The organism is Hominimerdicola alba 8 (assembly GCF_000178155.2).
Taxonomy (GTDB): Bacteria; Bacillota; Clostridia; order Oscillospirales; family Ruminococcaceae; genus Hominimerdicola; species Hominimerdicola alba_C.
Genome location: NZ_ADKM02000112.1, coordinates 1 through 23,168, shown reverse-complemented (window position 1 = coordinate 23,168; position 23,168 = coordinate 1). Strand labels below are relative to the sequence as shown.

At 47.8% G+C, this 23,168-nt stretch carries 19 protein-coding genes; 5 read left to right on the top strand and 14 right to left on the bottom strand.

Translation table 11 applies throughout. The features are described 5' to 3' along the window. Nucleotides 1-210: 210 nt before the first annotated feature. A complete protein-coding gene (locus tag CUS_RS13450) occupies nt 211-600 on the bottom strand; it encodes a helix-turn-helix transcriptional regulator (RefSeq protein WP_002851626.1) in 390 nt (129 codons plus the stop codon). A gap of 1,069 nt (nt 601-1,669) precedes the next feature. Here CUS_RS13450 and CUS_RS13445 point away from each other — a divergent pair. The 5 genes from CUS_RS13445 to CUS_RS13425 all read left to right on the top strand — a co-directional run bounded on the left by CUS_RS13445 (nt 1,670) and on the right by CUS_RS13425 (nt 7,137). Continuing rightward, a complete protein-coding gene (locus tag CUS_RS13445; protein WP_002851623.1) occupies nt 1,670-2,338 on the top strand; it encodes a hypothetical protein in 669 nt (222 codons plus the stop codon). Between the two features lie 14 nt (nt 2,339-2,352). Further along, the gene (locus CUS_RS19300; RefSeq protein WP_080559572.1) at nt 2,353-3,720 is read left to right on the top strand and encodes a YqeG family HAD IIIA-type phosphatase; all 1,368 of its coding nucleotides are present in this window, start codon (nt 2,353-2,355) and stop codon (nt 3,718-3,720) included. A 128-nt stretch (nt 3,721-3,848) separates the two neighbouring features. Continuing rightward, a complete protein-coding gene (locus tag CUS_RS13435; protein WP_002851584.1) occupies nt 3,849-4,226 on the top strand; it encodes a hypothetical protein in 378 nt (125 codons plus the stop codon). A gap of 210 nt (nt 4,227-4,436) precedes the next feature. Further along, nucleotides 4,437-4,811: a hypothetical protein gene (locus CUS_RS13430; protein ID WP_002851593.1), complete on the top strand. Its 375-nt coding sequence runs from the start codon at nt 4,437-4,439 to the stop codon at nt 4,809-4,811. Nucleotides 4,812-5,049: 238 nt separating this feature from the next. Next, a complete protein-coding gene (locus CUS_RS13425; RefSeq protein ID WP_002851654.1) occupies nt 5,050-7,137 on the top strand; it encodes an EAL domain-containing protein in 2,088 nt (695 codons plus the stop codon). A gap of 393 nt (nt 7,138-7,530) precedes the next feature. On the opposite strand, the gene CUS_RS13420 is transcribed toward CUS_RS13425, so the two are convergent. The 13 genes from CUS_RS13420 to CUS_RS13355 all read right to left on the bottom strand — a co-directional run. Further along, nucleotides 7,531-8,379: a DUF3737 family protein gene (locus CUS_RS13420; protein ID WP_002851596.1), complete on the bottom strand. Its 849-nt coding sequence runs from the start codon at nt 8,377-8,379 to the stop codon at nt 7,531-7,533. A gap of 209 nt (nt 8,380-8,588) precedes the next feature. Beyond that, nucleotides 8,589-10,400 carry a glycosyl hydrolase gene (locus CUS_RS13415; RefSeq protein WP_002851633.1) on the bottom strand — a complete coding sequence of 604 codons (1,812 nt, stop codon included), beginning with the start codon at nt 10,398-10,400 and terminating at the stop codon, nt 8,589-8,591. Nucleotides 10,401-10,816: 416 nt separating this feature from the next. After that, nucleotides 10,817-11,137, bottom strand: coding sequence for a NifB/NifX family molybdenum-iron cluster-binding protein (locus CUS_RS13410; RefSeq protein WP_002851640.1), 321 nt, complete (start codon nt 11,135-11,137; stop codon nt 10,817-10,819). Nucleotides 11,138-11,162: 25 nt separating this feature from the next. Continuing rightward, nucleotides 11,163-12,503 (bottom strand): nitrogenase component 1, encoded by a 1,341-nt coding sequence (locus CUS_RS13405; protein WP_002851652.1) that lies wholly within the window; start codon nt 12,501-12,503, stop codon nt 11,163-11,165. A 14-nt stretch (nt 12,504-12,517) separates the two neighbouring features. Then, nucleotides 12,518-13,987: a nitrogenase component 1 gene (locus CUS_RS13400; RefSeq protein WP_002851656.1), complete on the bottom strand. Its 1,470-nt coding sequence runs from the start codon at nt 13,985-13,987 to the stop codon at nt 12,518-12,520. 263 nt (nt 13,988-14,250) lie between these two features. Next, nucleotides 14,251-15,108 carry a nitrogenase iron protein gene (gene nifH / locus CUS_RS13395; RefSeq protein ID WP_002851636.1) on the bottom strand — a complete coding sequence of 286 codons (858 nt, stop codon included), beginning with the start codon at nt 15,106-15,108 and terminating at the stop codon, nt 14,251-14,253. Nucleotides 15,109-15,353: 245 nt separating this feature from the next. Next, nucleotides 15,354-16,229 carry a radical SAM protein gene (locus tag CUS_RS13390; RefSeq protein ID WP_002851582.1) on the bottom strand — a complete coding sequence of 292 codons (876 nt, stop codon included), beginning with the start codon at nt 16,227-16,229 and terminating at the stop codon, nt 15,354-15,356. Next, on the bottom strand, nt 16,205-16,576 hold the full coding sequence (locus tag CUS_RS13385; RefSeq protein ID WP_002851592.1) for a NifB/NifX family molybdenum-iron cluster-binding protein: 372 nt from the start codon (nt 16,574-16,576) through the stop codon (nt 16,205-16,207). The genes CUS_RS13390 and CUS_RS13385 overlap by 25 nt, the downstream gene beginning before the upstream one ends. Nucleotides 16,577-16,593: 17 nt before the next feature. Next, nucleotides 16,594-17,499 carry a PLP-dependent cysteine synthase family protein gene (locus CUS_RS13380; protein ID WP_002851628.1) on the bottom strand — a complete coding sequence of 302 codons (906 nt, stop codon included), beginning with the start codon at nt 17,497-17,499 and terminating at the stop codon, nt 16,594-16,596. 1 nt (nt 17,500) lies between these two features. Beyond that, nucleotides 17,501-18,658 carry a trans-sulfuration enzyme family protein gene (locus CUS_RS13375; protein ID WP_002851621.1) on the bottom strand — a complete coding sequence of 386 codons (1,158 nt, stop codon included), beginning with the start codon at nt 18,656-18,658 and terminating at the stop codon, nt 17,501-17,503. 396 nt (nt 18,659-19,054) lie between these two features. Continuing rightward, a complete protein-coding gene (locus tag CUS_RS13370) occupies nt 19,055-20,128 on the bottom strand; it encodes a LacI family DNA-binding transcriptional regulator (RefSeq protein WP_037277487.1) in 1,074 nt (357 codons plus the stop codon). A 513-nt stretch (nt 20,129-20,641) separates the two neighbouring features. After that, the gene (locus CUS_RS13360; RefSeq protein WP_002851658.1) at nt 20,642-21,931 is read right to left on the bottom strand and encodes an O-acetylhomoserine aminocarboxypropyltransferase/cysteine synthase family protein; all 1,290 of its coding nucleotides are present in this window, start codon (nt 21,929-21,931) and stop codon (nt 20,642-20,644) included. 564 nt (nt 21,932-22,495) lie between these two features. Continuing rightward, nucleotides 22,496-23,168: dockerin type I repeat-containing protein (locus tag CUS_RS13355; protein WP_002851586.1), on the bottom strand; the 673-nt coding region annotated here is incomplete at its 5' end.

Genomic DNA, 23,168 nt, shown 5'->3' with positions numbered 1-23,168 from the left:
GCATGTCAGCGGGGTGACCACAGATCAGAAAATTTATGTTAAATGTTATACCGAATAAAGACAAAGTGCGTATATTCTGTATAAATTATTTTAACACATTTTTGTCAAAATGTCAACCAAAATATATTCACAAAGAGTGAAAAACTGGAATAAATATACAAAAATTTTCAGAGAGGTACTTATATGGGGGACAGTGACAAAAGTACAGCCTTATTGCCTGTGCCTGTATTTCAGCGGGGTGATGCCGAAATGTTTTTTGAAGCCGCGAATGAAGTTCTCACAGTTGGTATAGCCGAATTTTTTTGAGATATCCGCAATGCTCAGCTGACTGTTGTCAAGCAGGTCGGCGGCATACTGCATGGTCATCTCACGGATATCCTCGCCCGGTGAGATACCGAACTGTTTTTTATACAGCACACTGAAATGGCTCCTTGTCATATAGAAAGACTTTGCCATGCGTTCGACCGACCAATCGCCGGGCGAAGTACATATCTCGGCACGTATCTGCCGCAGGCGTTCAGCAGTGATGCTGTCACAGCAGTCTTGGTGCGGGACTTCTGTGCGGTCAGGGATCTGACTCCCCGCTGTTTTAATGCTCATGGTATCTCCTTTCGGTATTCTTTTGTGCGGTGTTTATACAGGGATACGCTGCGAAAGACAGGCAGCGCACTTATTCGTTATAGCAATCATCTTCTGACTGATATTACCATCATATTGTAAGTATACCATGCAAAATGATATTTTTCAACCCTCTGCATCACGTAAATCAATTTTGACAAAACACGGCTGTATTTCTGTGTATTCCTCTACGCATGCGGTGTGGACGGACTGTCAGGTCGGGGAGTATATTTTTCGCCCGAAACGAAATGGGTATATACGGTCATCAGGTATTTTTTTCATGGACAGACCCCTTTCACTTTAGCACGCTAATACAAAAGTTGACAAAGCTGACATAAATCGACGCTGCTTTGTCAACTTTTAAAAGCCCTATTTTACGGCGTTTAAGCCTTGTTTTTGAGAAAATTGACAATATTGACAAGGTAATGAAAAAAATGAAAAAATAACAGGTAGTTTCCAATATATGGTAAATTTATTTTTTAAAGTATCCTTACTACCCTGTCAATTTTGTCAACTTTTATGTTTTGACCGCTGAAAGCCCTATTTTTCGGGCTTTATATAGTTGACACTTTCGTGTCAACTTTTGTCAATTTTGTCAATTTTTATGTTCGGATTGACTTGTATTATCGTTTTTGGCTTGCTTCTGCACAGAAATCTTCTGAAACCATAGTCCTGTTTAAGAACGCCGAATGATCATTCTTCCAACATCTTAAAAATCAATCATTATAACTTTTTACATATTCGGTAAAACAGCAATTCACAACTTAATGTTCGGCGCTGCGTTGTTAAATACTCCGAATATCGGCTTTCGGGACTGTATGATGATTGACACTGCACGTTATCGGGTGATATAATAATATAGTATAATGTCTTATGAAGATATATTAAGATATGCGGGTCTTTCGCGGGTTTGCAGGACAAATCGCGAACACACTGCATGATAAAGACAGATACAGGAGATTATTTATAGGACGGCTGAAACGATGTGCTTGGTGCATCGGTTTTCGGGGGTGGTGCCCCGTATCAGCTGAAAATTTCGGAGGAACAATAAATGAAAAACAGACCAAAGCTGGTCGTTATGCTTACATACAACGACAGAACGATACCCGATGCCGAAAAGGTTTTTGAAGAATGCAAAAATTCCAAAGCAGAGATCTTCGGTTTCAAGGAAGAGGGCATACCACATGATGAAGTGGTCAGACTTTTCGGACGCATCAAAGAATGCGGCAAGCAGACTGCTCTCGAAGTGGTGGCTTATGACGAGGAACACTGCCTTGAAGGTGCCCGACTTGCGGCAGAATGCGGGGTAGATCACCTTATGGGTACCATGTATTACGATTCGGTGGCTGAGGTCTGCAAAAGAAACGGCATGGAATACCTGCCGTATGTGGGCGAGATAACAGGCAGACCCTCAGTGCTGGGCGGTTCTGCCGACAGCATGATAGCTGAGGCGCGTACATTGCTCGAAAAAGGCGCTGACGGCTTTGACCTGCTGGGCTACAGATACACAGGCGATGCAGGCGAACTTATCAGCCGCTTTGTCAAAGAAACAGGCGCAAAAACGGTCATTGCGGGCAGTGTTGACAGCTTTGAGAAGCTGGACGCAGTCAAAGCAGTTTCGGCTTGGGCTTTCACGATAGGCAGTGCATTTGTCGAAGAACGCTTCGGCAAGGGCTTTGCAGCACAGATAGATGCTGTCTGCGACTACATGGATAAGTGAGCGGAGGTGCGATGATGTTAAAGGAACTTTTCCCCTTTGAATATGCTGAGAGCGTTTTCGCAATAGACTACAAAAAGCTGTATGCAAAAGGCTATCGCGGGGTCATATTCGATATAGACAACACACTGGTGCATCACGGTGAAGGTTCAACGCCTGAGGTCGATGAACTGTTCAAAGAGATACATGCGGCAGGGCTTAAGACTCTCCTGCTGTCGAACAATGAAAAGAGCCGCGTTGAGATGTTCATAAAGAATATCGATACGCTGTACATATGCGATGCCGACAAGCCGTCGCCTAAGGGCTACCTGAAAGCTGTAAAAAAGCTGGGGCTGAAAAAAAGTCAGTGCGTTTGTGTGGGCGACCAGATATTCACCGATATACTGGGGGCGAACCGCGCGGGGCTTGCAAGCATACTGGTCAAGTTCATACAGATGCCCGATGAGATGCGTATAGGTGTAAGGCGCTATGCGGAGTATGGTCTGCTGTGGGCGTGGCGGAGGATACCAACGCTCAGGCACCGCATCGGTGACATCTACAATGAGGGTGCGGGAAATTTCTGGAGCAGGGATATACTCTTCTGCAACATAAGCCCGTTCACATACGCGATATCTGAAACTAAGGAGAAGCTGAAGCGCTATCTGCACGACTTCATGGGGCATGACAAATTCTCGGTGATAAGGACTAAGAAAAAGCTGAAAAATCTGGTATCCGAGCACAGCAACACCCTCATCAAGAAAGGCAAGGGCATCGACCCTGTTTTGCAGGAGAACAAGGCGGTCAACATAGCGCTGGCTTGCAGCAAGATAGACGGTATGGTGATACGTCCGGGTGAGGTATTCTCATTCTGGCGGACGGTGGGGAGCATCACAGAGAAAAAGGGCTACAAGTCGGGCAGGATAATCGCTGACAACAAGCTGACACCCGGTCTGGGCGGAGGGCTTTGCAATCTGGGCAACACCATACACCTGCTGGTACTGCACAGCCCGCTGGAGGTGGTGGAGTTCCACAGCCATTCCGATGCGCTTGCACCCGACGGCGACAAGCGCGTGCCTTTCAGTTCGGGAACATCGGTGTGCTACAACTATATCGACTACCGTTTCCGCAACAACACCGACCAGGACGTACAGCTGTGCCTGTGGTGCGAGGACGGCAAGCTGAGGGGCGAACTGAGGAGCAAAAAGCCTTTCCCGTACACCTACGAGATAGTTGAGGAAGACCACCACTTCTCGAAAGAGGACGGTGTGTTCTACCGCATATCGAAGATATACAAGGTCACCAAAGACAAGGCTACGGGAAAAGTGGTAGATAAAGTGCTGGTGCGCGACAATCACTCGGAGGTAATGTTCGACTACGACCTTATACCAAAAGAACTTATAAGATAAGACTTTTGATTTAATGCCACAGCAATTCTGATATGATATCGGGATCGCTGTGGCTTTTCTATTGACAACGCAAGGATAATGCGGTATAATTCTATATAAAATATATAATGAACAGGTCGGTGATGACAATGCGTAAAATATGGATAGGTTCGCTGATATCATTGATGATTTCAGTGTCCGTAAATTTGATAGGGAAAATGCTGAATGACGATATGATAACACCGTTTATCATCGGTTCAAATGCGGCTATATTATTTTTAGATCTGCTGCTTACAGGCGCAGTAACACAAATATGGAAAAATGTTTCGCCTTATCGTGTTTTTGCCATAAGCAATATCGTTATCGGTATTGGTATCGCTTCATATGCAGTTTATGATATAAAGACCGATCATGGTTTTTTGGCAGGAATAATCGGCAGTCTTATGCTGGCTTTTATAGTTCCGTTCATCGTAGTATTACTGGTTGCCGAATTACTGATATGGGAGAGAAAAAAGCCAAAGAAATAGATACTTATGTGTCTTTATCATAGTACGTGGTCATCTCGCTGACACACCACAAAAACGGCGGTTTTACAGAACTTATAGCGATCCAACTTTTTAAATTCACAAAATCCGGTCGCTAAAGCTCGGATTTATGGGTTTTATGACCGGATTTTGTCTGAATTTTAAGGCGGATTGCTATATATAAAATATATAATGAACAGGTCGGTGATGACAATGCGTAAAATTTTGATAGGTTTGCTGATATCATTGATAGTGGTGATGTTTTTTTGGTTTGGAAAATTGATATATGATGAAGATATAACATTTTTTATTTTTGGTTCATATCCTGCTATATTATTTTTAGATCTGCTGCTTACAGGCGCAGTAACACAAATATGGAAAAATGTTTCGCCTTATCGTGTTTTTGCCATAAGCAATATCGTTATCGGTATTTGTATCGCTTTATTTGCAGGGCATGATATAAAAAACGATCGTAGTTTCATACCGGGATTAAAAGGCGGTCTGCTGCTGTTCTCTGTCGCTCCGTACATCGAATTATTACTGGTTATCGAGTTTATCATATGGCTGATAAAAAGACCAAAGGAATAGATACTTATGTGTCTTTATCATAGTATCAACATGATGCCCCTGAGCGCAGAAAAAGCGTTCGGGGGCTGAACTTTTACATGGAGCGCATTTCGGCATAATCGGCTATGTAAAAATTCAACAAATTTATCTGTGCATAAACCATATTTTTATATAGATACGCTTGAAATTATGGTCGGATCGTGGTATAATATCTTGTAAGTAACCGCATCTAAAAAACAGGGTAAAGGAAGTGGATAAAATGACCGACTACACCAAAGGCATAGCACTGCTGGAAGAATATGCCCGCAAAGCCGCCGATACCGACAGCACCGCCGCGCTCGATGAACTGGACAGGAAATATTCGGGCAAACTGAAAAAAGCCTGCGGCGAAAGCGAACTTGACCGACTGCTTGAAGCTGTATCTGAACTTGCACGCAGATATATCAGCCGCAGTGAGAATGTTCACGGAGCGTCATCAGGCAAAAAAGAACTTACCGACAGCGAAAAGGCTGAAAACAAACTGGTGCAGAAATTGCTGGACAAAAACCTCTTCACCTACCATTTCCAGCCCATCGTCAGGGCTGACAGCGGCGAGATATTCGCGTATGAAGCGCTTATGCGTGCAAAGGATATGGACGGCATATCGCCTTTCCACATACTTAAGTATGCCGAACTTTCGGGCAGACTTGCGGAGGTAGAGCAGTATACTTTCCTGAATGTGTTAAAACTCGCCAGCGCCGAGAATGACCCTTTTCAAGGCAAGCCTGTATTTATAAACAGCATGCCCGATATCCACATACGCCCCGAAAAGAATGCTGAGATAGAAAAAATGCTCTCCGAGAGGATAAGCAGTGTGGTAATAGAGATGGTGGAAAGTTCGGAGTACAAGGACAGCGAACTTGACATGATAAAGGAGAAATACAGTTCGCTCGGCATACCCATCGCCATCGACGACTACGGTACAGGGTACTCAAACATCAGCAATCTGCTGAGATATACGCCGAATTTCGTTAAGATAGACCGCTCACTGCTGAGCGGGATAGAGAACAATCCCAACAAGAAGCATTTCGTGCGGGAGATAATCGACTTCTGCCACGAAAACAAGATAATGGCGCTGGCTGAGGGCGTTGAGAACAGCGAAGAACTGCGCTGTGTCATTCTGCTGGGGGCTGACCTTATACAGGGTTTCTACACTGCACGTCCGTCTGCCGAGATAATATCTGAGATACCGTATAGTGTCAAAGCCGAGATATGTGCCCACAGGCAGGAGTTGGAGGACGGCAGGCGCCTGCGGATATACACTGCCGAAAAGGGCGAGAAGATATATCTCGAAAGGCTGGCGCGTGACGGCTACAGCTGTTTGCAGATAGGCAACGGCTACAGCGACGGCAGCATAACTGTCAGCGGCTCGTCACACCACGATTCGGGCATACACATGATAATAGCTGACGGTTTCAGCGGCAGGGTCGCGCTTGAAAATGTCAGGCTCTCAAACCTTGCAGGCAGACCTTGCATCGACTTGGGCGGAAGCAGTGCGGTCACGCTGGTACTGACGGGCAGCAATATCCTTGTGGGCGGCGGCATACGTGTCCCCGAAAGCGCAAAACTTATCACTGAGGGCGAAGGTTCGCTGGATATCAAGCTGGGCGACACCGACTACTACGGCATCGGCTGTGACCTGTCATCGCGTCACGGCAGACTGGAATTTTTGCAGGACGGCACTGTGACCATCACCGCCACCAGTCACGCGGGGGTACTGATAGGTTCGGGGCTGGGCGGCGAGATAATCATAGGAAGAGGACGCTATGTTCTGGGGGCTGCGGGCAGCAGCAACGTATGTATAGGTGCTATAGAGGGCGACACCGTCATCGATATACTGGGCTGTGACATCGACTGCACATCTTCGGGGGCATTCAGTGTGGGTATAGGCGCTGAGAACGGAAATGCGGATATACATATAAAATATTCCAGCGTGAAGATAAGCATCGACAGCCAGATATCGGCAGGTCTTGGCGATCTGCGCGGCGACAGAGCGACGGTACATGTGGAGAGCGTCAGCATAGTGATGGAGATGAGTGCAGACACGCTTACTGCCTACGGTTCACTGTTCGGGCAGTCGGATATACTGATAGAGCGTTCTTCCGTCAAGATAACGGCAGACGGTCCGAAAGCGCTGGCATTCGGCGGCATAAAAGGCAGAGCGATGCTTACCTTTACAGATATCGACCTTTCCTCTAAGATATCAAACACACTGAATATCATCACCCGCGCCGACAACGAAGACATACACACCAAAGGCGGCAGATACAGGCTGAACCTCAACGGCAGGCAGCTTGAAACGCTGTGATACACGATAACGAAATATACTGATGAATAAGCTGTACTCTTATAACAGGGTGCAGCTTTTGCTGTATTTTATGGGATATCAGCGACCAAAAGTACTTGACAGATACGCTATCATATGACTACAGTCAGGGGAACGAAAAGAGTTCCCCACAAAATATAATGAAGACCGCAAATATATAGCAATCCAACTTTTTAAATTCACAAAATCCGGTCGCAAAAGCTGGGATTTATGGGTTTTGTGACTGGATTTTGTCTGAATTTTAAGGCGGATTGCTATAGGCATGCCTGCGTAAGATATGATATAGGGTCACACTTTGTAGACTGACAAAAAAACACCATCAGACAGCTGTGTCTGACGGTGTTATTGTAAACGACATATGATTACAGTGAATTTTTAGTTCTTGCTTCTGTCGGTGACAACAGCGCAGCACTCCATTATAGAGTCTTCGTTTATTATCTCACCGATGCTGTCGGCAGTGATGCTGCCGGAATGCGGGTTCTTGACCGAATCGATATGACCTTTTACATCAGCCTGAACATCTGAGTACTCAAAAGAAAGGTCGCAGTCCTCCATCTCGCAGTCGATCAGCTTAAGATCTTTGCAGTAGCAGAGTGGCTGTGTGCCGATTATCTTGCAGCGTATCAGTGTCAGACCCTCAGAGAACCACGCAAGGTACTCGCCCTTGATGACAGAATCGGTCACGGTGACATTCTTTGCGTGCCAGAAAGCGTCCTTCGTATCCAGCACTGAATTTTTAATGACCAGACCCTCCACATACTGGAAAGAGTATTTACCCTTGAAATCCAGCCTTTCTATCTCGATATCCGAAGCATCAAGGAAGATATATTCAGATACTATCCTCGTGTCGGTTATTGAAGTGTCGGCAGTCTTCCAGCCGAATTCCACCGACTCGATATCACAGCCGCGTATGACAGTGCCGCGACACTCCCTCAGCGCTTTTACTCCTCTTATCTCTGTATGTTCGATAACACCGTCATCGGAATACCACAGTGCCGCCCTTGTTTTGTCGTCCAGCCTTGAATTTTTCAGTTCATATTTTCTGGCGTGCCAGATGGGGTATCTCAGCGAGAAACTACAGTCATCGATGACAATATCCCTCGTTTCCTTAAGCACCGATTCGCCGTCAGCGGGACCCGCAAATGTACAGCCCTTAACAATAGTGTGCTGTATATTGTAAAGTGCTCTTTCATTATCAAAAGTTTTATTCTCTATAACATTCATGTTTAACTCTCCCGATATCAGACTTGACTCAACGCTTATATTATAACACGGTTCATCAGATATTTCAAGCACCGTCTTGAATTCAGCCTGTTGCCTAAAAGTCGTTTTCCGTAAAGATACAATAAACGAACTCTCCGACCGCTTTAACACAGTCGGAGAGTCCTTGTCTTTTATAGGCTAAAAATCAGGATATTTTTCCATTCATTAAATCAGCCGCCTATAGCGAGTTTCTGGATAGCCTGAGCATCGCTGCTGCTGATCCCGTTACCGTCAACATCTGCATTTGCCTTGCCCTGTTCGGTGAGCGGATAGTTCTTCGAGTTTGCAAGGTACTGCATTACCAGCACTGCATCTAAAGTATCCACCTTGCCGTCGCAGTTAGCATCACCGATCAGCTTCTCGACCTGTACGGGTACAGGTGTGCTGCCGCCGTTTGTGTAGAGGTCAACAGGCAGTTCATCAAGAGTGATGCAGTAATCGCTCTGATAGATCTTTTTCAGTTCATCAAAGTCCTGATATGCTGCACCGAGAAATGCTGTGCCGCCGTCGTTGCCGCCGTCATACCAGGGGCAGAAGTACAGCCAGCCTGCGTCCTCAACGACCAGATTATCCAGTGCGGGAATGGTGTCGTTCTCAGCCATAGCGACCATCTTCTTGCCGTTTGTCAGTGCATACAGTGCATCGAACTTTGCAGGTATAGCCAGCAGGTTAGGACCGCTTGACTTGCCGTCACCTCTGTTGTACTCAACATTGTACTTATCATATGCCACGATATCTACATAATCATCGCCCGGATACCATGAAGCGGAATTGGTGTAGTCATAGCTGTTGAATTCCCATATCAGGTTGTGCAGACCGTACTCTTCGGTCAGTGTGGTGTAGAGCAGCTTCCATACCTGCTTGTATGTTTCAGCGCCTCTGTCGCCCCACCAGAACCATGCTGTACCGTCAGAGTAGTTGCCCTCGTTGCCCTGTGCTTCGTGAAGAGGTCTCCAGATAACAGGCACACCTGCGTCCTGAAGTCTGGTAAGCTGTGCGGCGAGGTCTTTTATCGCCAGCTGGAAGTACTCATACTCCTTAGTGCCCTCGATGACTACGTTCCTTGTATCGAAGTCCTTAGAGCCTTCACCGCTCTGATAGTTCTTGTAGGTGCATTCTTTCCAGTCCAGCCTGTCACCCAGAGTGTAGTTTTTGAAATCCTTGGGAACATTTATGTGCCACGATGCAGTGACGATGCCGCCGCGCTCGGTAGCCCACTCGATGCAGCGCTCGGTAGTGCCGTCGTCCCAGCCGTACAGCGGGTTGTAGTTCATGAAATCAACGCCCCTGATAGCGGGCACTTTGCCTGTCAGGTCTTTGAGATACTCGTTCTCCCACTCATAGTTGCCGCCGTGACCGCCGCCGTATATCTCCTGCTGACCTGCGATGATGTGGCTTCCGTAAACGCTCTTCAGATAAGCCATCAGCGACTTAGCTTCGGGGGTAGCGTTCTTGTCGGTCAGCGTGCCTTCTGCCAGTGTGTAATCATGCTTTGGTGTAGCGCTTACTGTGACTGTATCTATAGCCATGTAGCCGTATTCGTTTATGAACTCGATGGTGTTGACACCCTTGTTAAGGCGGAAGCTGCCGAAGCTGAAATCCACCCATTCTTCGGAATAAGGCATATTCTTCATGCGCTTGATGCCGTTTACCGCGATCGACTCCTGTCTGCCGTTCTTATCGAGCACCTGTGCACACCTTGCGGTGATGGTATACATGCCGTCCTCAGGGACAGTAACGGTAAATGAAGCCGAGCCGCCTGTCAGGTAGAAAAAGCCCTCGCCCGAAGTATTCTTGGGTGCAGGACCGTAATTGTTCGTCCAGACAGATGCGCCTTCCATGTCCTCAGCTTCGATGGTGTAAGGGAAAGTATCAGCATTGCCGCTGCCCACAGCGCCCACAGGCATAGCAGCCGTATAAGAAGCCGCTGTTACAGCAAGTGCGGCAAATGTCGAGATAACTTTCTTAAAGTTGCTTTTCATGTTTAATATCCTCCTATAATGTAATATTTTTTACCCATTCCCAACTCATGTCACGAAATCGAAATACTGCGTTTTACGGCATTATCACCAGACAGCCCGCAAGATGATGCCTTTTGTTTTGTCACGATAATAAAATACAATAAAATTTCACAATATTTCTTTCTTTTTTTGTATTATACAACGAAATCGTTTTTTTGTCAACGAGCACTCACGAATAAAAAATTAATAATTTAAGTATCTTAAGTAAAATTTGAGTGAATGAGGAAGACAGATCATGATTTTCGTCGCACAAAGGTCTGTCAAAGCAGATATCCCGCCGATTCACGCTGAAATTCAGCACTGTTTAATATAATAAAAAAGCGCGGACGGTACTGCGGACCGCCCACGCAATTATATAAAATATCAACAAATAACCTCTACAGTTTCAGCCGTGTCAGCACCGCGTCGATAGTGCCGCTTACCTCGAAGACGCGCACTCCCCGTTCGATCAGGTACGCCGCCGCACCCTCACCGATGCGGTTGACAAGAACCGCATCACAGTCGGACAGCAGTTCTATTATCTTGTCAAAGCGGGTGGTGTCATGACCGAGTGCCTGCTGACAGACAGCCACCGCATCACGTATGCCCGCGTATTCATAGCCGTCAGCATTCAGCTCGTAGACACGAAAAAACTGTGCATGCCCGAAATGTTCATTGACAGTGAAACCGTCAGATGTTGCAACTGCGACTTTTGCCATGATATCAGTCCTTTCAGATGCCGTTTTACTTGTATGTCGCAAGGGCAGTGTTGTAGATGTCCTCTATCACCCGCAGACCGCCTGTGTAGCCCACATAGTTCGTAGTCAGCACGATGCGGTAAGGTGTCGGGCATGCGATGGAGAGGAAATCACCGCCTATCTCTGCGGCAAGTTCCTTATCCCAGCCGCTTCCCAGTATGAGCGCTCTGCCCTTGTTGTCAAGCCCCCTGATAACGTCCTGCATAGCGCCCGCATCGGGGTCGAAGTATACGGGTATCTCGCGCTTGTCCGATACCGAGCGTATCTCCTCAGCTATCTTCTCCTGATACTTGGCGGGAACATTATCCACTATGAACTGCTCTTTTGGTATCACGCCTGTTTCATGCAGCAAAAACTTTGTCAGACCGACCACATATCCCGCATCATGCAGTACATGCGCATAGCTTGGCAGACCGTATCTGAATTCCAGCAGGAATGTCGCCAGATTATCAAGTTCTTCATAGTAGGCTCTTTCTTCCTCAGCTATGAATGCGCGGGCTTTTATCTCATCGATGCCTGCGCCCTGTTCTATGGCGTATTCCAGCACTCCGTTCAGGAACTTGGTGGTTTCGTTGGCACCGATGGGCAGGTAACCGAACTGATAGTACGGCTGACCGTACTTTCTTTCAAGATTTTTTACTATCGGCTCACCGTACCAGGGAGATACGAACACGTTGAAATTCGCCTTAGGTATGGTCTGCCACTCCTTAACGCCGCGTGAATGCGGTCCGAAGAGGATATTGACCTTCAATCCCAGACCCTCCAGCAGGCGCTTGTACTCTTTCAGGTTGCCTTTCCAGAACTGATCCTGATAAGGGATAGATGCAAATACATTGACTAAGTTCTTCTCGCTCCTTGCGGGATTTTCCTCTTCAAAGCGGCTGACATACTGGTCGATTATCGCATTTACCACCGCCGAATGCGAAACATAGTTGTTCGATTTGAAGCCAGAAGTTTCCACATGCACGATGGGTCTGTCCTCTTCCCAGAGAAATTCATCTGTTACACTTGCAACATCATCGCCCACAATGCCTGCGGTACAGCCTGTTACTACCACCTGAAGATCGGTGTCCAGCACTTTGTAGGTGTTCTTTATGATATTCCTGAGCCTGTCAGTGCCGCCGAAGACGACCTCTTTTTCGCTGAAATTGGTGCAGGGTGCAGTTTCGCCGCCCGCATAGCCTGAGGCTCTCTCAAAAAAGCCCTTTATCATAACTCCGCAGCCCGGTCCCGAATGAAGTATCGGCACCGCGCGTGGGATAGCGACCACCGTCTGCAAAGCACCTATAGCGCAGGTGTAGCGCTCTTGTTCTATAAGTCCTGCCATATATTATTACTCCTTTACTTTCCTAAAAATGTGTACGGCTCCTGTTCAAGCCACCATTTTGTATAGGGGTTGACAGAATGCTTTGCAAGGTTCTTTACAAACTCGTCATTCTCGATAGTTTCAAGTATACGTTCGCCGTATGCCACAAGACCCTCATAGCCCATGCCGAAATGTTCATCGCCCACCAGCAGTGAGGGTATGCCCAGTTTAGCGCCCCAGAGGGTCATGCCGCCGTGCCGCGCAAGCAATATGTCGGGGCGTATGCGGTTGAGTACATTGACCAGTTCAAACTCCTGCTTGTTGCAGACATTGTAATTCGGCACATCGCCGTAGTCTGCAACTGTATGGCTGAGGGTGTCGGCACGTTCGTCCTCGTTGTCGTATTTGGGGTCGTGGTGGAATATAGCCGCGCCCTGAGTTTCCATGCCCAGTTCTTTCAGCAGTGCCAGCAGTGAATGACCGTGAGAAGCGCCCGCTGTAACATAAGCGGTCTTGCCTTTCAGCTTTTCGCGCAGAGCCTCTATTTTCGGCATATACTCAGCTTTTTTGCGTGCGAGGAATTCTTCGGCTTCCTTTTCCTTGCCCAATATCTGACCCAGTTCCCTGAACCAGCGGTCGGTCTGTGCTATGCCGTAAGGGGGCGAATTGCGTATCTCAGGCACACCGAAGCCCTGTTCCAGCGCTGCACCGAGATAACTGCCCAGTGTCGAACATGCCTGTATGGTCAGCGCCGCCTCGCTGGAATAGCTGAGGCTGTCCACCGTTGCAAATGGTGTGATATAGTTTGGTTCATAGCCGAATTCAGCGAACCACTCCCTGAAAATATCACTGCCCCAGAAGTTTATGACATTGATGATATTCCTCTTCTGTCTTGCAGGCTTGATTATCTTCCTTGCGATGCCGTGATAGCCCGCATCAAAGCCCGAAGTCCACATCTTAGACCTGAATCCCTCGCAGAAGACTGCCACAACAGGTATGCCAAGTTCTTTCTGTGCTGCATTTGTGACACTTTCCACATCATCACCGATGATGCCTGCCGCGCAGGTGGTTATGACGAATATCGCCTTTGGCTTTGCCCTTTTATGCACCTCTCTGATAGCGGCTTCCAGCTTTTTCGCGCCGCCGTAGATGGTGTCCTTTTCCTCCAGATTGGTAGAGAATATCTTTCTCTGTGTCGGGTGTTCCAGCTGTCTGAGATAAGCATTCACCCTGTAAGTGAAGGCAAATTCATGCAGGCAGGTCGAACAGCCCACAGGACCGTGTGAGATTATCGCAGCGTCCTGAATAAGTGTAAGTGTGCAGGCAGCATTTGAAGTTCCGCAGCCAAGACACTGGCTGAAAGACCTGTTCTTGTCTTTCATTTTTCCTCCGCATGCGGAACAGGCATCTACCAGTTCCTTAGCAGTTCCCTGAAAACCCGTTATCGAATTAAGGCGTATCTCACGTATTTCGACCTCAGGTATATTAAGATTTACTTTACTCATTTTAAACTCCTATCTTAAATGGGGGCACAGCCCTCATACCCCAAACATCAGCTTTGCTGATGTTGCGCGGGTCGCTCTTTGTCATGATTTTTTGGAAATTGTGTTTGTGCTTGCGCAGCTTAGCCAATCAAACAGCGGGAAAAACGCCGACACGGTCGCGAACGCCACCCGCCCTACTCACCTTTGTTTGCAAAGATTTGCGTCAAATGTGCCGAGCTATCGTGCATGTCAACAATTATGAATTGTGAATTATGAATTATGAATTAGATTTTATAGTCGTCTTTGAGGTCGTCCATCAGACCGTATTCAACCAGTATCTCTTCAAGCCTTTCCTGTGTCATGGGCTTGGGGATAACGAACATATCGTTCTGCTCTATCTTCTCGGCTAGTGCGCGGTACTCGTCAGCCTGCTTGGACTCGGGGAAATGCTGTATAACAGTCTTTTTGCGTATCTCGGCACGCTGAACATCGTTATCACGGGGAACAAAGTGTATCATCTGTGTGCCCAGTTCCTTTGCGAATGCTCTTACCAGTTCGGCTTCACGGTCTACATTTCTCGAATTGCATATGATGCCGCCCAGACGAACGCCGCCCTGTCTTGCATATCTTGCAATACCTTTTGAGATATTGTTTGCCGCATACAGCGCCATCATCTCGCCCGATGCAACTATGTATATCTCCTTTGCCTTGCCCTCTCTGATAGGCATTGCGAAACCGCCGCAGACAACATCGCCCAGTACATCGTAGAACACATAGTCGAGGTCTTCGGTGTAAGCGCCCAGTCTTTCCAGCAGACCGATGGAAGTTATGATACCGCGTCCCGCACAGCCTACACCCGGTTCAGGACCGCCCGATTCAACGCACTTTGTACCCATGAAGCCCTCTTTGAGTATAGCGTCCAGTTCTATCTCGTCCTCGCCCTGATCTCTCAGCGTATCGAGAACAGTCTTCTGGTGCAGACCACCCAGCAGAAGTCTTGTTGAGTCTGCCTTAGGGTCACAGCCAACGACCATGACATTGTTTCCTCTTTCCACCAGACCTGCTGTAAGGTTTTGTGTTGTGGTAGATTTACCGATACCACCCTTGCCGTAAATTGCTATCTGTCTTAATTCCTTAGCCATCTTTTTTACTCCTATTCCTGATGGGGCATGTATCAAGGCTATGTTTTGCCCCACGTTATTTTGTTTGTATATTAAATACCATATACGGTATTTATTATATGTCAGCTGATATATCAGGCATCAACATATTGTATTTGATGTAATATCAGATATCATAATATCGCATCTGATATATTTTGTGTAAAAATACCGCATATGGTATTTCAGATATATCGCAGGATATCTCCCACATCAACATATGGTATTTATCCATGTGAAAAAGTATCTTTCGCGGAAAGCCTCTGCATATAGACTTCATCACCGAAGTCTTTGCCGCCAGGTATACCCACCGCATCGGCACGGCAGCGGTGGCAGTGTCGGAACACATCAATATACTCCTGTGCCGCACGTATCGCGCCCTCTATCTCCTCGCAGGTAGGCGGCGGACAGTCTTTCAGCTGATGCTGAGGTATCAGCGGGATTATGTTGTATATGCTCGCACCCGCTTCTGCCACTGTGCGGGCTATCTCACCGATATGATCCACATTTATACCGGGCACAAGCACCGTGTTCACCTTGACGGTCATGCCCGCATCACTGACCAGCTTTATGCCTTTTATCTGCTGTTCTATCAGTATCTTTGCGGCTTCGACACCCTCGTAGTGTTTGCCGTGCCAGCTTATGCCTGCGTTCAGCTTTGCTTCTATCTCGGGGTCTACCGCATTGACCGTCACTGTCAGCGAGTCAACGCCCGCATCTATGACCTCCTGCGCCTTTTCAGCCAGCAGCAGACCGTTTGTACTCATGCACTTTACAAGCTGCGGGAACTTTTCTTTTATCAGCCCGAATGTGCGCAGCGCACAGTTGCTCGCCAGAGTATCGCCTGGACCCGCTATGCCTGCCACTTTTATTTCGGGGCATAACTCCAGTGCCTTTTCCACAGCTTTTGCAGCTTCCTCAGGGCGTATGACCGTTGCTGCCACACCGGGACGGTTCTCATAGCTGTTTATGCTTCTCTCACAGAAGCGGCATTCGATGTTGCATGTGGGGCTTACAGGAAGATGTATCCGCCCGTTGCTGCTGTGTTCACCTCTCGCGAAGCACGGGTGCTTTGTCGTCAGTTCTTCGTATGTAACTGCCATTTGTCTGCCTCCCATCGTTTTTCTTCAAGCAGTCTGCACAGCGCTTCTTCGATGTCCAGCGGTATCTGGTATACTGCTTTGCCGTGACTTTTCAGGTAACTCTCAGCACCGTAGCCCACCCGCTGTGCCACGACCGCAGATACATCTTCCAGTACCGCCAGTACATCGTCAAAACTGCCGACCTGATGTTCGCCGCCGTGACAGGCGGGACAGACTTCTCTTTTGCCCAGCAGTTCACAGTCTTCCTTTTCGGTGTCAAGGCTGTATATGCAGAACTCATCTGCCTGCCCGAAATGCCTGTCTGTCCGAACGCCGTCGCTGCTTGCTATCGCTATCTTGAATATCATATATACTTCTCCGTTTGTCAGAACAGCCCTGTGCTGAAATAGCGGTCGCCTCTGTCGGGGAAGACCACGACTATAGTTCCGCTGTCTATCTCCTTTGACAGCTTTATCGCCGCAGCCATAGCCGCCCCCGATGACGAACCTGCTATTATGCCCTCGTTCTTAGCAAGGGCGCGCACTGTGCTGAACGCCTCTTCGTCATTCACCTTTATCACCTTGTCTACGAGGGATATATCCATCGTTTCGGGTATAAAGTCGTTGCCGATGCCCTCGATGTTGTAGTCGAAGTGTTCGCCACCGCCGATGGTCGAGCCTTCAGGGTCAGCGAGGACACCTTTTATATTATCGTTATGTTCTTTCAGATACCTGACGATACCCGAATACGTACCGCCGCTTCCTGCGCCTGCCACAAGATAGTCGAGCCTGCCGTCAAGGTCATCATATATCTCTTTGCCCGTAGTTTCATAGTGGGCAAGGGGGTTATATCTGTTCTTGAACTGTTCGAGGGATATCGAGCCTTCTATCTGACTTTTCAACTCTTCTGCCTTTCTTACAGCCCCCAGCATGCCTTCAGCGCGGGGAGTGTTTATCACCTCAGCGCCAAGCGCACGCATAAGCGCCTGCTTCTCAGCCGAGAACTTTGTGGGGACTGTAAATATCACTCTGTAGCCTTTTCCAAGTGCTGCGAATGCAATGCCCAGTCCCGTATTGCCTGCGGTGGCTTCTATTATAGTGCCGCCCGCTTTCAGCCTGCCCTCTTTTTCGGCAGCGGCTATCATATACTCACCTATACGGTCTTTCACACTGCCTGAGGGGTTGTACATCTCCAGTTTTGCATATATCTTCACTTCGGGGGCGACCCCCATATTTTTGAGCCTTACCAGCGGCGTATGTCCGATAAGTTCGTGCATCGACTCATATCTCATATTACTTTACCTCACTTGCTTTTATTGCCTTTTCAAGGTCAGCCAGTATATCGCTGATATTTTCAATGCCTATCGAAAGTCTTATCAGCCCATCGGTTATGCCAACCTTTTTGCGTATCTCTTCGGGGATAGATGCGTGGGTCATGGTAGAGGGGTGGCATACCAGCGATTCAACACCGCCCAGACTTTCTGCCAGCGTAATCAGTTCAAGGCTCTCGAAAAACTTTTCTATGTCGTGACCTTCAGTCAGTTCAAAACTTATCATCACACCGCCGTTCTTAGCCTGACGCTTGTTGACTTCATAGCCCTTGTCGGTGGGAAGTCCGGGATAATGCACGCTCTTGACTGCTTCGTTCGCTGACAGGTATTCAGCCGCCGCCACTGCATTTTCAACATGTCTGTCAAGTCTTACGCCCAGTGTCTTTATGCCGCGTATCAGCAGGAAGCTGTCGAACGGCGGCAGTACACCGCCTGTGGAATTCTGTATGAACGCCAGTTTCTCAGCCAGTTCCTTAGTTTTGACTACTGCCAGACCTGCCACCACATCGCTGTGTCCGCCGAGATATTTTGTGGCGCTGTGTACGACTATATCTGCACCCAGTTCGATAGGTCTTTGCAGGTAGGGGGTCATGAAAGTGTTGTCTACTATCACCAGCAGACCGTGTCTGTGGGCGATGTCTGCCACTGCGCGGATATCAGTTATGGTCATCAGCGGATTGGCGGGGCTTTCTATCAGCACCGCTTTAACATCATCGGTGATATCTTTTTCAAAAGCGGCGGGGTCTTCGGTATCTGATATGGTGTAGTTTATGCCGAAGTGGTCGAACACCTGATTTAAAAGCCTGAAAGTACCGCCGTAAACATTTGAGGATATCAGCACCCTGTCACCTGTGTGAAGCAGACTCAGCACCGCAGTTTCAGCCGCAAGACCGCTTGCGAATGCAAAACCTGCATATCCGCCCTCCAGTTCAGCGATGAGGGCTTCGAGTGCTTCTCTGGTCGGATTGCCTGTGCGGGAATATTCATATCCCCTCATCTTGCCAAGACCGTCCTGCTTGAAAGTCGAGGTCTGGTAGATGGGCACATTCACCGCACCTGTGCGTTCGTCAATTGAGATGCCGCCGTGTATCAGTGCAGTTTCTATATTATTGTAACTCATATCCATCTTCCTTTCATACAATTCCTAGTTGTTATCTATGTTATGTATGTATTGTACTGCAAAAAGCCCGTAATGTCAACGCAAAAAGGTGATAACGTTGTCATCACACACATTGTTTCAGCACTGTAGAAGGTCTTTTTTAGGTTCAAAATAGTTTATCATGGTAAATTCTTTTGAACATACTGTTTACACAGCCGTTTGAATGATAACGTTGTCACCTGATATATCCGTGTTTAGCCGTTGCTGTAATGCAAAAGCGGGCAAAAACAGCGTGATTTTTACGCTGTCACATGATAACGTTATCACTAAAGCTAAAAAAAAGAATGACAGCAGAAGTGCGTCATTCTTTTTAAGGCGGGTCGCTGTAATGTATGGGATAAGAGGAACTATACTCTCTCAGATGTAGTACTCAGGTTCATTCATCTCGCCGTAAGGCTGACAGCTCTCACGTATGACCAGCGTACCTTCGACCTCCAGCCGTGAAACTATCTTGTGACCGCCCTTTATGCGGTCGAGCAGCAGCATCAGTGCAAAGCGCACCATCTCGGTCTTTGGCAGAGATATGGTTGTCAGCATCGGTTTGGTGTACTGGGCGGCTTCGATATCATCACTGGATATAACCGACGGCATATAACCCCTTGTACGCCGCCTGCCCAGCGCTTTTAGCATACCGACCGCGAGTATATCATTCGCACAATAGATACCTGTCGGCGGGTCATCAAGTTCGCTGAAATACTCTGCCGCCGCGATACCGCCCGCCTCGTTGGGCAGTGTGTCGTAGATATGGTCGATATCGGGTGAGAGATGACTGCCCGTCATTGCTGCCTGATAGCCTGCAAAGCGCGATTCGCTGTGACAGTCACCGACATATCCTATCTTAGTATGACCCAGCCTTACCAGATAAGCAACAGCAGTCTGTGCGATGCGCCTGCCGTCACACAGAACTTCATCGGCTTCGTAGTTGGTAGAATTGCGGTTTATCGAAATGATGTTCTTCTCTCTGCTTTTTAGTATTCTTAGTGCCCGCACCGTTACCTTGCCTATTATTATCAGTCCGTCAGAACGCTCTGCGCCTTCCGGGTAGAGTTCATCTGCAAGTTTCTGTATCTTGTCGGACTTGCTTATCTTTTCGTCGGAAAATTCTGCATAATGCCACACATGCCCGATGATGCAGCTGCTGTTGCGCAGTTCCTTTTCTAGTATCATCAGCAGTTCGTCATAGAATGGGTCTGCTGATTCATGCACATATCTGGTCATCAGTATGTTCACGCGGTATATCCTGTCATCGCTGACACCGCCCGACCTCAGCGACCTAGCGTAAGAGTTCGGGATATAGTTTATCGACCTCGCGGCTTCAAGTACTCTTCGCTTGACATCTTCATCGGCACATTTATGGTTCGGGTCACTGAGTATCCTGCCAACTGTTGATACCGACACGCCTGTCATCTGTGCTATTTTTTTCAATGACATTACACTCACCTCGCTTTACCATAGTTAACATATTAGAATAGTATGATTATACCGCAGTTAGACCTGTTTGTCAAGGGCAAATTGTAAATTTTTAGAATAATGCGGGTTATGCGATATAATTTTACCTGCTTTTCTGTCCTGTCTGTCAAGACTTCCATGCAAAAGGCGAGAGCGCCTGCCGCCCCCGCCTTGCAGTTTCACGCATTCCCGCGCTTATGCCAACCACCTTTAGTTTTGTAAAAACGCCGTTTTTGTGGTGTGTCAGCGGGATAACCACGTTTTGCTTTGCTCTTATTGTTTGATGTGCATTTTGGTTTTGCACTTCGGTGATTGAGGGCTCTGCCCTCAAACTCCCGCCACCCTTTCGCGAAAGGGTGGACGGAAAGCTCGACTCGCGCATAGCTTTGTGTTCTATTCTCACTTTGTCCGCGTCATGGTTCGCTCTCTTTTCCGCTGAACCAACTCACTTTCGACCCTGCCAACAATTATGAATTATGAATTATGAATTATGAATTACAAAAGCCCCGCCGCTGAAAATGCCTGTTCAAGGTCGGCTATAAGGTCGTCTGCATCTTCAAGTCCCGCAGAAATGCGGATAAGATTCTTAGGAATGTCTGCCAGTACAAACTCTTCTTCATTCAGTTCACTGTGAGTGGTGTTTGGCGAGTCAACTATCAGCGAACGCGCATCACCCAGATTTACATGGTAGTGGAACAGCTTGATATTGTTGAGGAATGCCGCTTCCTGCTCAGGTGTACCCTTTATGCCGAAGCTCAGTACTCCGCCGCCGCCGTTGGTGAGATGCTTCTCAGCCAGTTCACGGAACTTGTAGCTTTTAAGACTGGGGTGGCGCACCCATTCGACTGCGGGCAAACTTTCAAGGTATGCCGCTATCTTTGCCGCGTTTGCCGACTGCTTTGCTACTCTCTCGGAAAGTGTTTCTATGCCAATGATGCCTAGATATGCGTCCTGCGGTGACAGCGCCGCACCCAGCAGGTTGAGGTATACCAGTGTCGCGCGGAAAATGAAGAAGTTGTCAGCAAATATGTCTGCGGGCGCTTTGCCTTTGAGCATCACGATAGGCTCATAGAACTGCGGATAACGCTCTTTGGTGTAAAGGCTCATATCGCCGTTGTCAAGTATCAGTCCCGCGATAAGGTTGCCATGACCTGTCAGTGCCTTAGTAGCCGAGTAGACAACGATATCAGCGCCATGCTCGAAAGGTCTGTAAAGGTATGGTGTGGCAAGTGTGTTGTCAACTACCACAGGTACACCGTGTTTATGTGCGGCATCAGAAATGCTGTCGATATCAAGCAGATATGCGTTTGGGTTGGATATCGACTCAACATACACCGCCTTGACATCATCAGTCAGTTCTTTTTCAAGTTTTTCGGGGTCGAGCACTGCATCTGTCAGCTTTATCTTTATGCCAAGTTCGGGGAACAGTCTGTCGAAAGCATCGATAGTGCCGCCGTATAGGTAGGGCGATGCCAGTATAGTGCCGCCCTTAGATGCAAGGTTCAGCAGTGTGTAGGTTATAGCCGCCATGCCCGAACCTACCGCAAGACCGTTCTTTGCACCGTCAAGGGCTTTTACACGCTCGGTAAAGTAGTTGACGGTGGGGTTGCCCACGCGGGTGTAAAGGTAGCCTGCTTCCTTATAGGTGAAGAGATTCTGCGCATGCTCGGTATCTCTGAAATCATAAGCGGCTGTCTGGTAAATGGGTGGCGATATCGCCTGATTGTTGTCGGCTGGGCTGTAGCCTGCCTTTATCTTTCTGGTATCAAATCTGAGTTCTGCCATGTTTATCATTTCCTTTCGGTTTGTGATTTATGATAATCCCTTTAGCACACTGCCGCAAAGCGCTGTATAACAAGGAAACATTGTGCTGATGTTATCTTCCCCCCGCATGCGGCAGGGGAAGATGACCGCATACTATTTCAATTTTCGATATAATTCAGTGTGTCAGCGGGATAACCATATTTTGGTTTGACTATAGTTTAGCCGAAAAGTGAGAAAAGGTCAACATTGAACTGTGACAACGTTTGCACCGAAAGGGCAGCACAGCGCTTTCAAGCAGTGGCAAAAGCCGCATACACAGCACATAAAGTCCGCCAAAGCAGTGTTTTACGGCAATATATGACAACGTTATCACCGCGTTTTTTGCGTATATCAGCGCATTACACTGCATCGGTGAGTGCATTTTCCGCTAAGTCATCACATGGGATATAAGATAACGCTGTCACATAAGCCTTGTGCTATAGATGTATTCTATAAGGCATTCTCAAATATCCCTGTATGATCTCAGGCAAAAAAATGCTCTCCGCAATGTTACGGAGAGCATCTTTCAAATATATGGGGTACATATCAAAGTTCTGTTACAAGACCTGTCACAAACTTCTGTATCTGCTGTGCATCTTCGCTTGTAAGACCGTTATCGCCCACAACATCGGCATTCAGCTTGCCCTGTTCGCTGATAGCGGAGTTATAGGGGTCTGCGAGATACTGCACAACGAGTATCGCATCGAAGAGGTCTGCCTTGCCGTCGCAGTTTGCATCGCCGCGCACGCCGACTTCCTTTACAGGTGCAGGCTCTTTGTACTCGGTGACGAATGCTGTGTAGCCCATTACTGAGCCCATCATGCCGTTTGTGCCAAGTGTAAGCGATGAACCTGCCTTAAGGTCGATAGCGTAAACATCGAAAGGCTTTTCGCCATCGCCGTCGGTCACGCCCAGAATATAGCCTGTCTTTGTGAAACTGCCCAGCCATGCGGGAAGTGTCACATTTCTCTGATCCATAGCCACGTAAACGGTGATATCCTTAGCGGCAGTCAGCACTGCAAGGTCAGCATCGGTCTTTTTGGAGTCGCATGCTGTAACGATATGCTCTGCGCCTGAAAGTATATCGGGCAGTGTTGTGATGGTGAAATCACGGTCACCGAAAGCCTTTGCGCCAACGTATGTGTAGCTGTCGAGCGACCAGTATTCGCCGTAAGTTTCGTCCTTGACAGTCAGCTTGCTGATAAGAGTGCTCTTAAGG

Bases quoted from the DNA above. Each gene is read 5' to 3' on its own strand.
- CUS_RS13450 (WP_002851626.1), bottom strand. From the start codon at position 600: ATGAGCATTAAAACAGCGGGGAGTCAGATCCCTGACCGCACAGAAGTC.
- CUS_RS13445 (WP_002851623.1), top strand. From the start codon at position 1,670: ATGAAAAACAGACCAAAGCTGGTCGTTATGCTTACATACAACGACAGA.
- CUS_RS19300 (WP_080559572.1), top strand. From the start codon at position 2,353: ATGTTAAAGGAACTTTTCCCCTTTGAATATGCTGAGAGCGTTTTCGCA.
- CUS_RS13435 (WP_002851584.1), top strand. From the start codon at position 3,849: ATGCGTAAAATATGGATAGGTTCGCTGATATCATTGATGATTTCAGTG.
- CUS_RS13430 (WP_002851593.1), top strand. From the start codon at position 4,437: ATGCGTAAAATTTTGATAGGTTTGCTGATATCATTGATAGTGGTGATG.
- CUS_RS13425 (WP_002851654.1), top strand. From the start codon at position 5,050: ATGACCGACTACACCAAAGGCATAGCACTGCTGGAAGAATATGCCCGC.
- CUS_RS13420 (WP_002851596.1), bottom strand. From the start codon at position 8,379: ATGAATGTTATAGAGAATAAAACTTTTGATAATGAAAGAGCACTTTAC.
- CUS_RS13415 (WP_002851633.1), bottom strand. From the start codon at position 10,400: ATGAAAAGCAACTTTAAGAAAGTTATCTCGACATTTGCCGCACTTGCT.
- CUS_RS13410 (WP_002851640.1), bottom strand. From the start codon at position 11,137: ATGGCAAAAGTCGCAGTTGCAACATCTGACGGTTTCACTGTCAATGAA.
- CUS_RS13405 (WP_002851652.1), bottom strand. From the start codon at position 12,503: ATGGCAGGACTTATAGAACAAGAGCGCTACACCTGCGCTATAGGTGCT.
- CUS_RS13400 (WP_002851656.1), bottom strand. From the start codon at position 13,987: ATGAGTAAAGTAAATCTTAATATACCTGAGGTCGAAATACGTGAGATA.
- nifH (WP_002851636.1), bottom strand. From the start codon at position 15,108: ATGGCTAAGGAATTAAGACAGATAGCAATTTACGGCAAGGGTGGTATC.
- CUS_RS13390 (WP_002851582.1), bottom strand. From the start codon at position 16,229: ATGGCAGTTACATACGAAGAACTGACGACAAAGCACCCGTGCTTCGCG.
- CUS_RS13385 (WP_002851592.1), bottom strand. From the start codon at position 16,576: ATGATATTCAAGATAGCGATAGCAAGCAGCGACGGCGTTCGGACAGAC.
- CUS_RS13380 (WP_002851628.1), bottom strand. From the start codon at position 17,499: ATGAGATATGAGTCGATGCACGAACTTATCGGACATACGCCGCTGGTA.
- CUS_RS13375 (WP_002851621.1), bottom strand. From the start codon at position 18,658: ATGAGTTACAATAATATAGAAACTGCACTGATACACGGCGGCATCTCA.
- CUS_RS13370 (WP_037277487.1), bottom strand. From the start codon at position 20,128: ATGTCATTGAAAAAAATAGCACAGATGACAGGCGTGTCGGTATCAACA.
- CUS_RS13360 (WP_002851658.1), bottom strand. From the start codon at position 21,931: ATGGCAGAACTCAGATTTGATACCAGAAAGATAAAGGCAGGCTACAGC.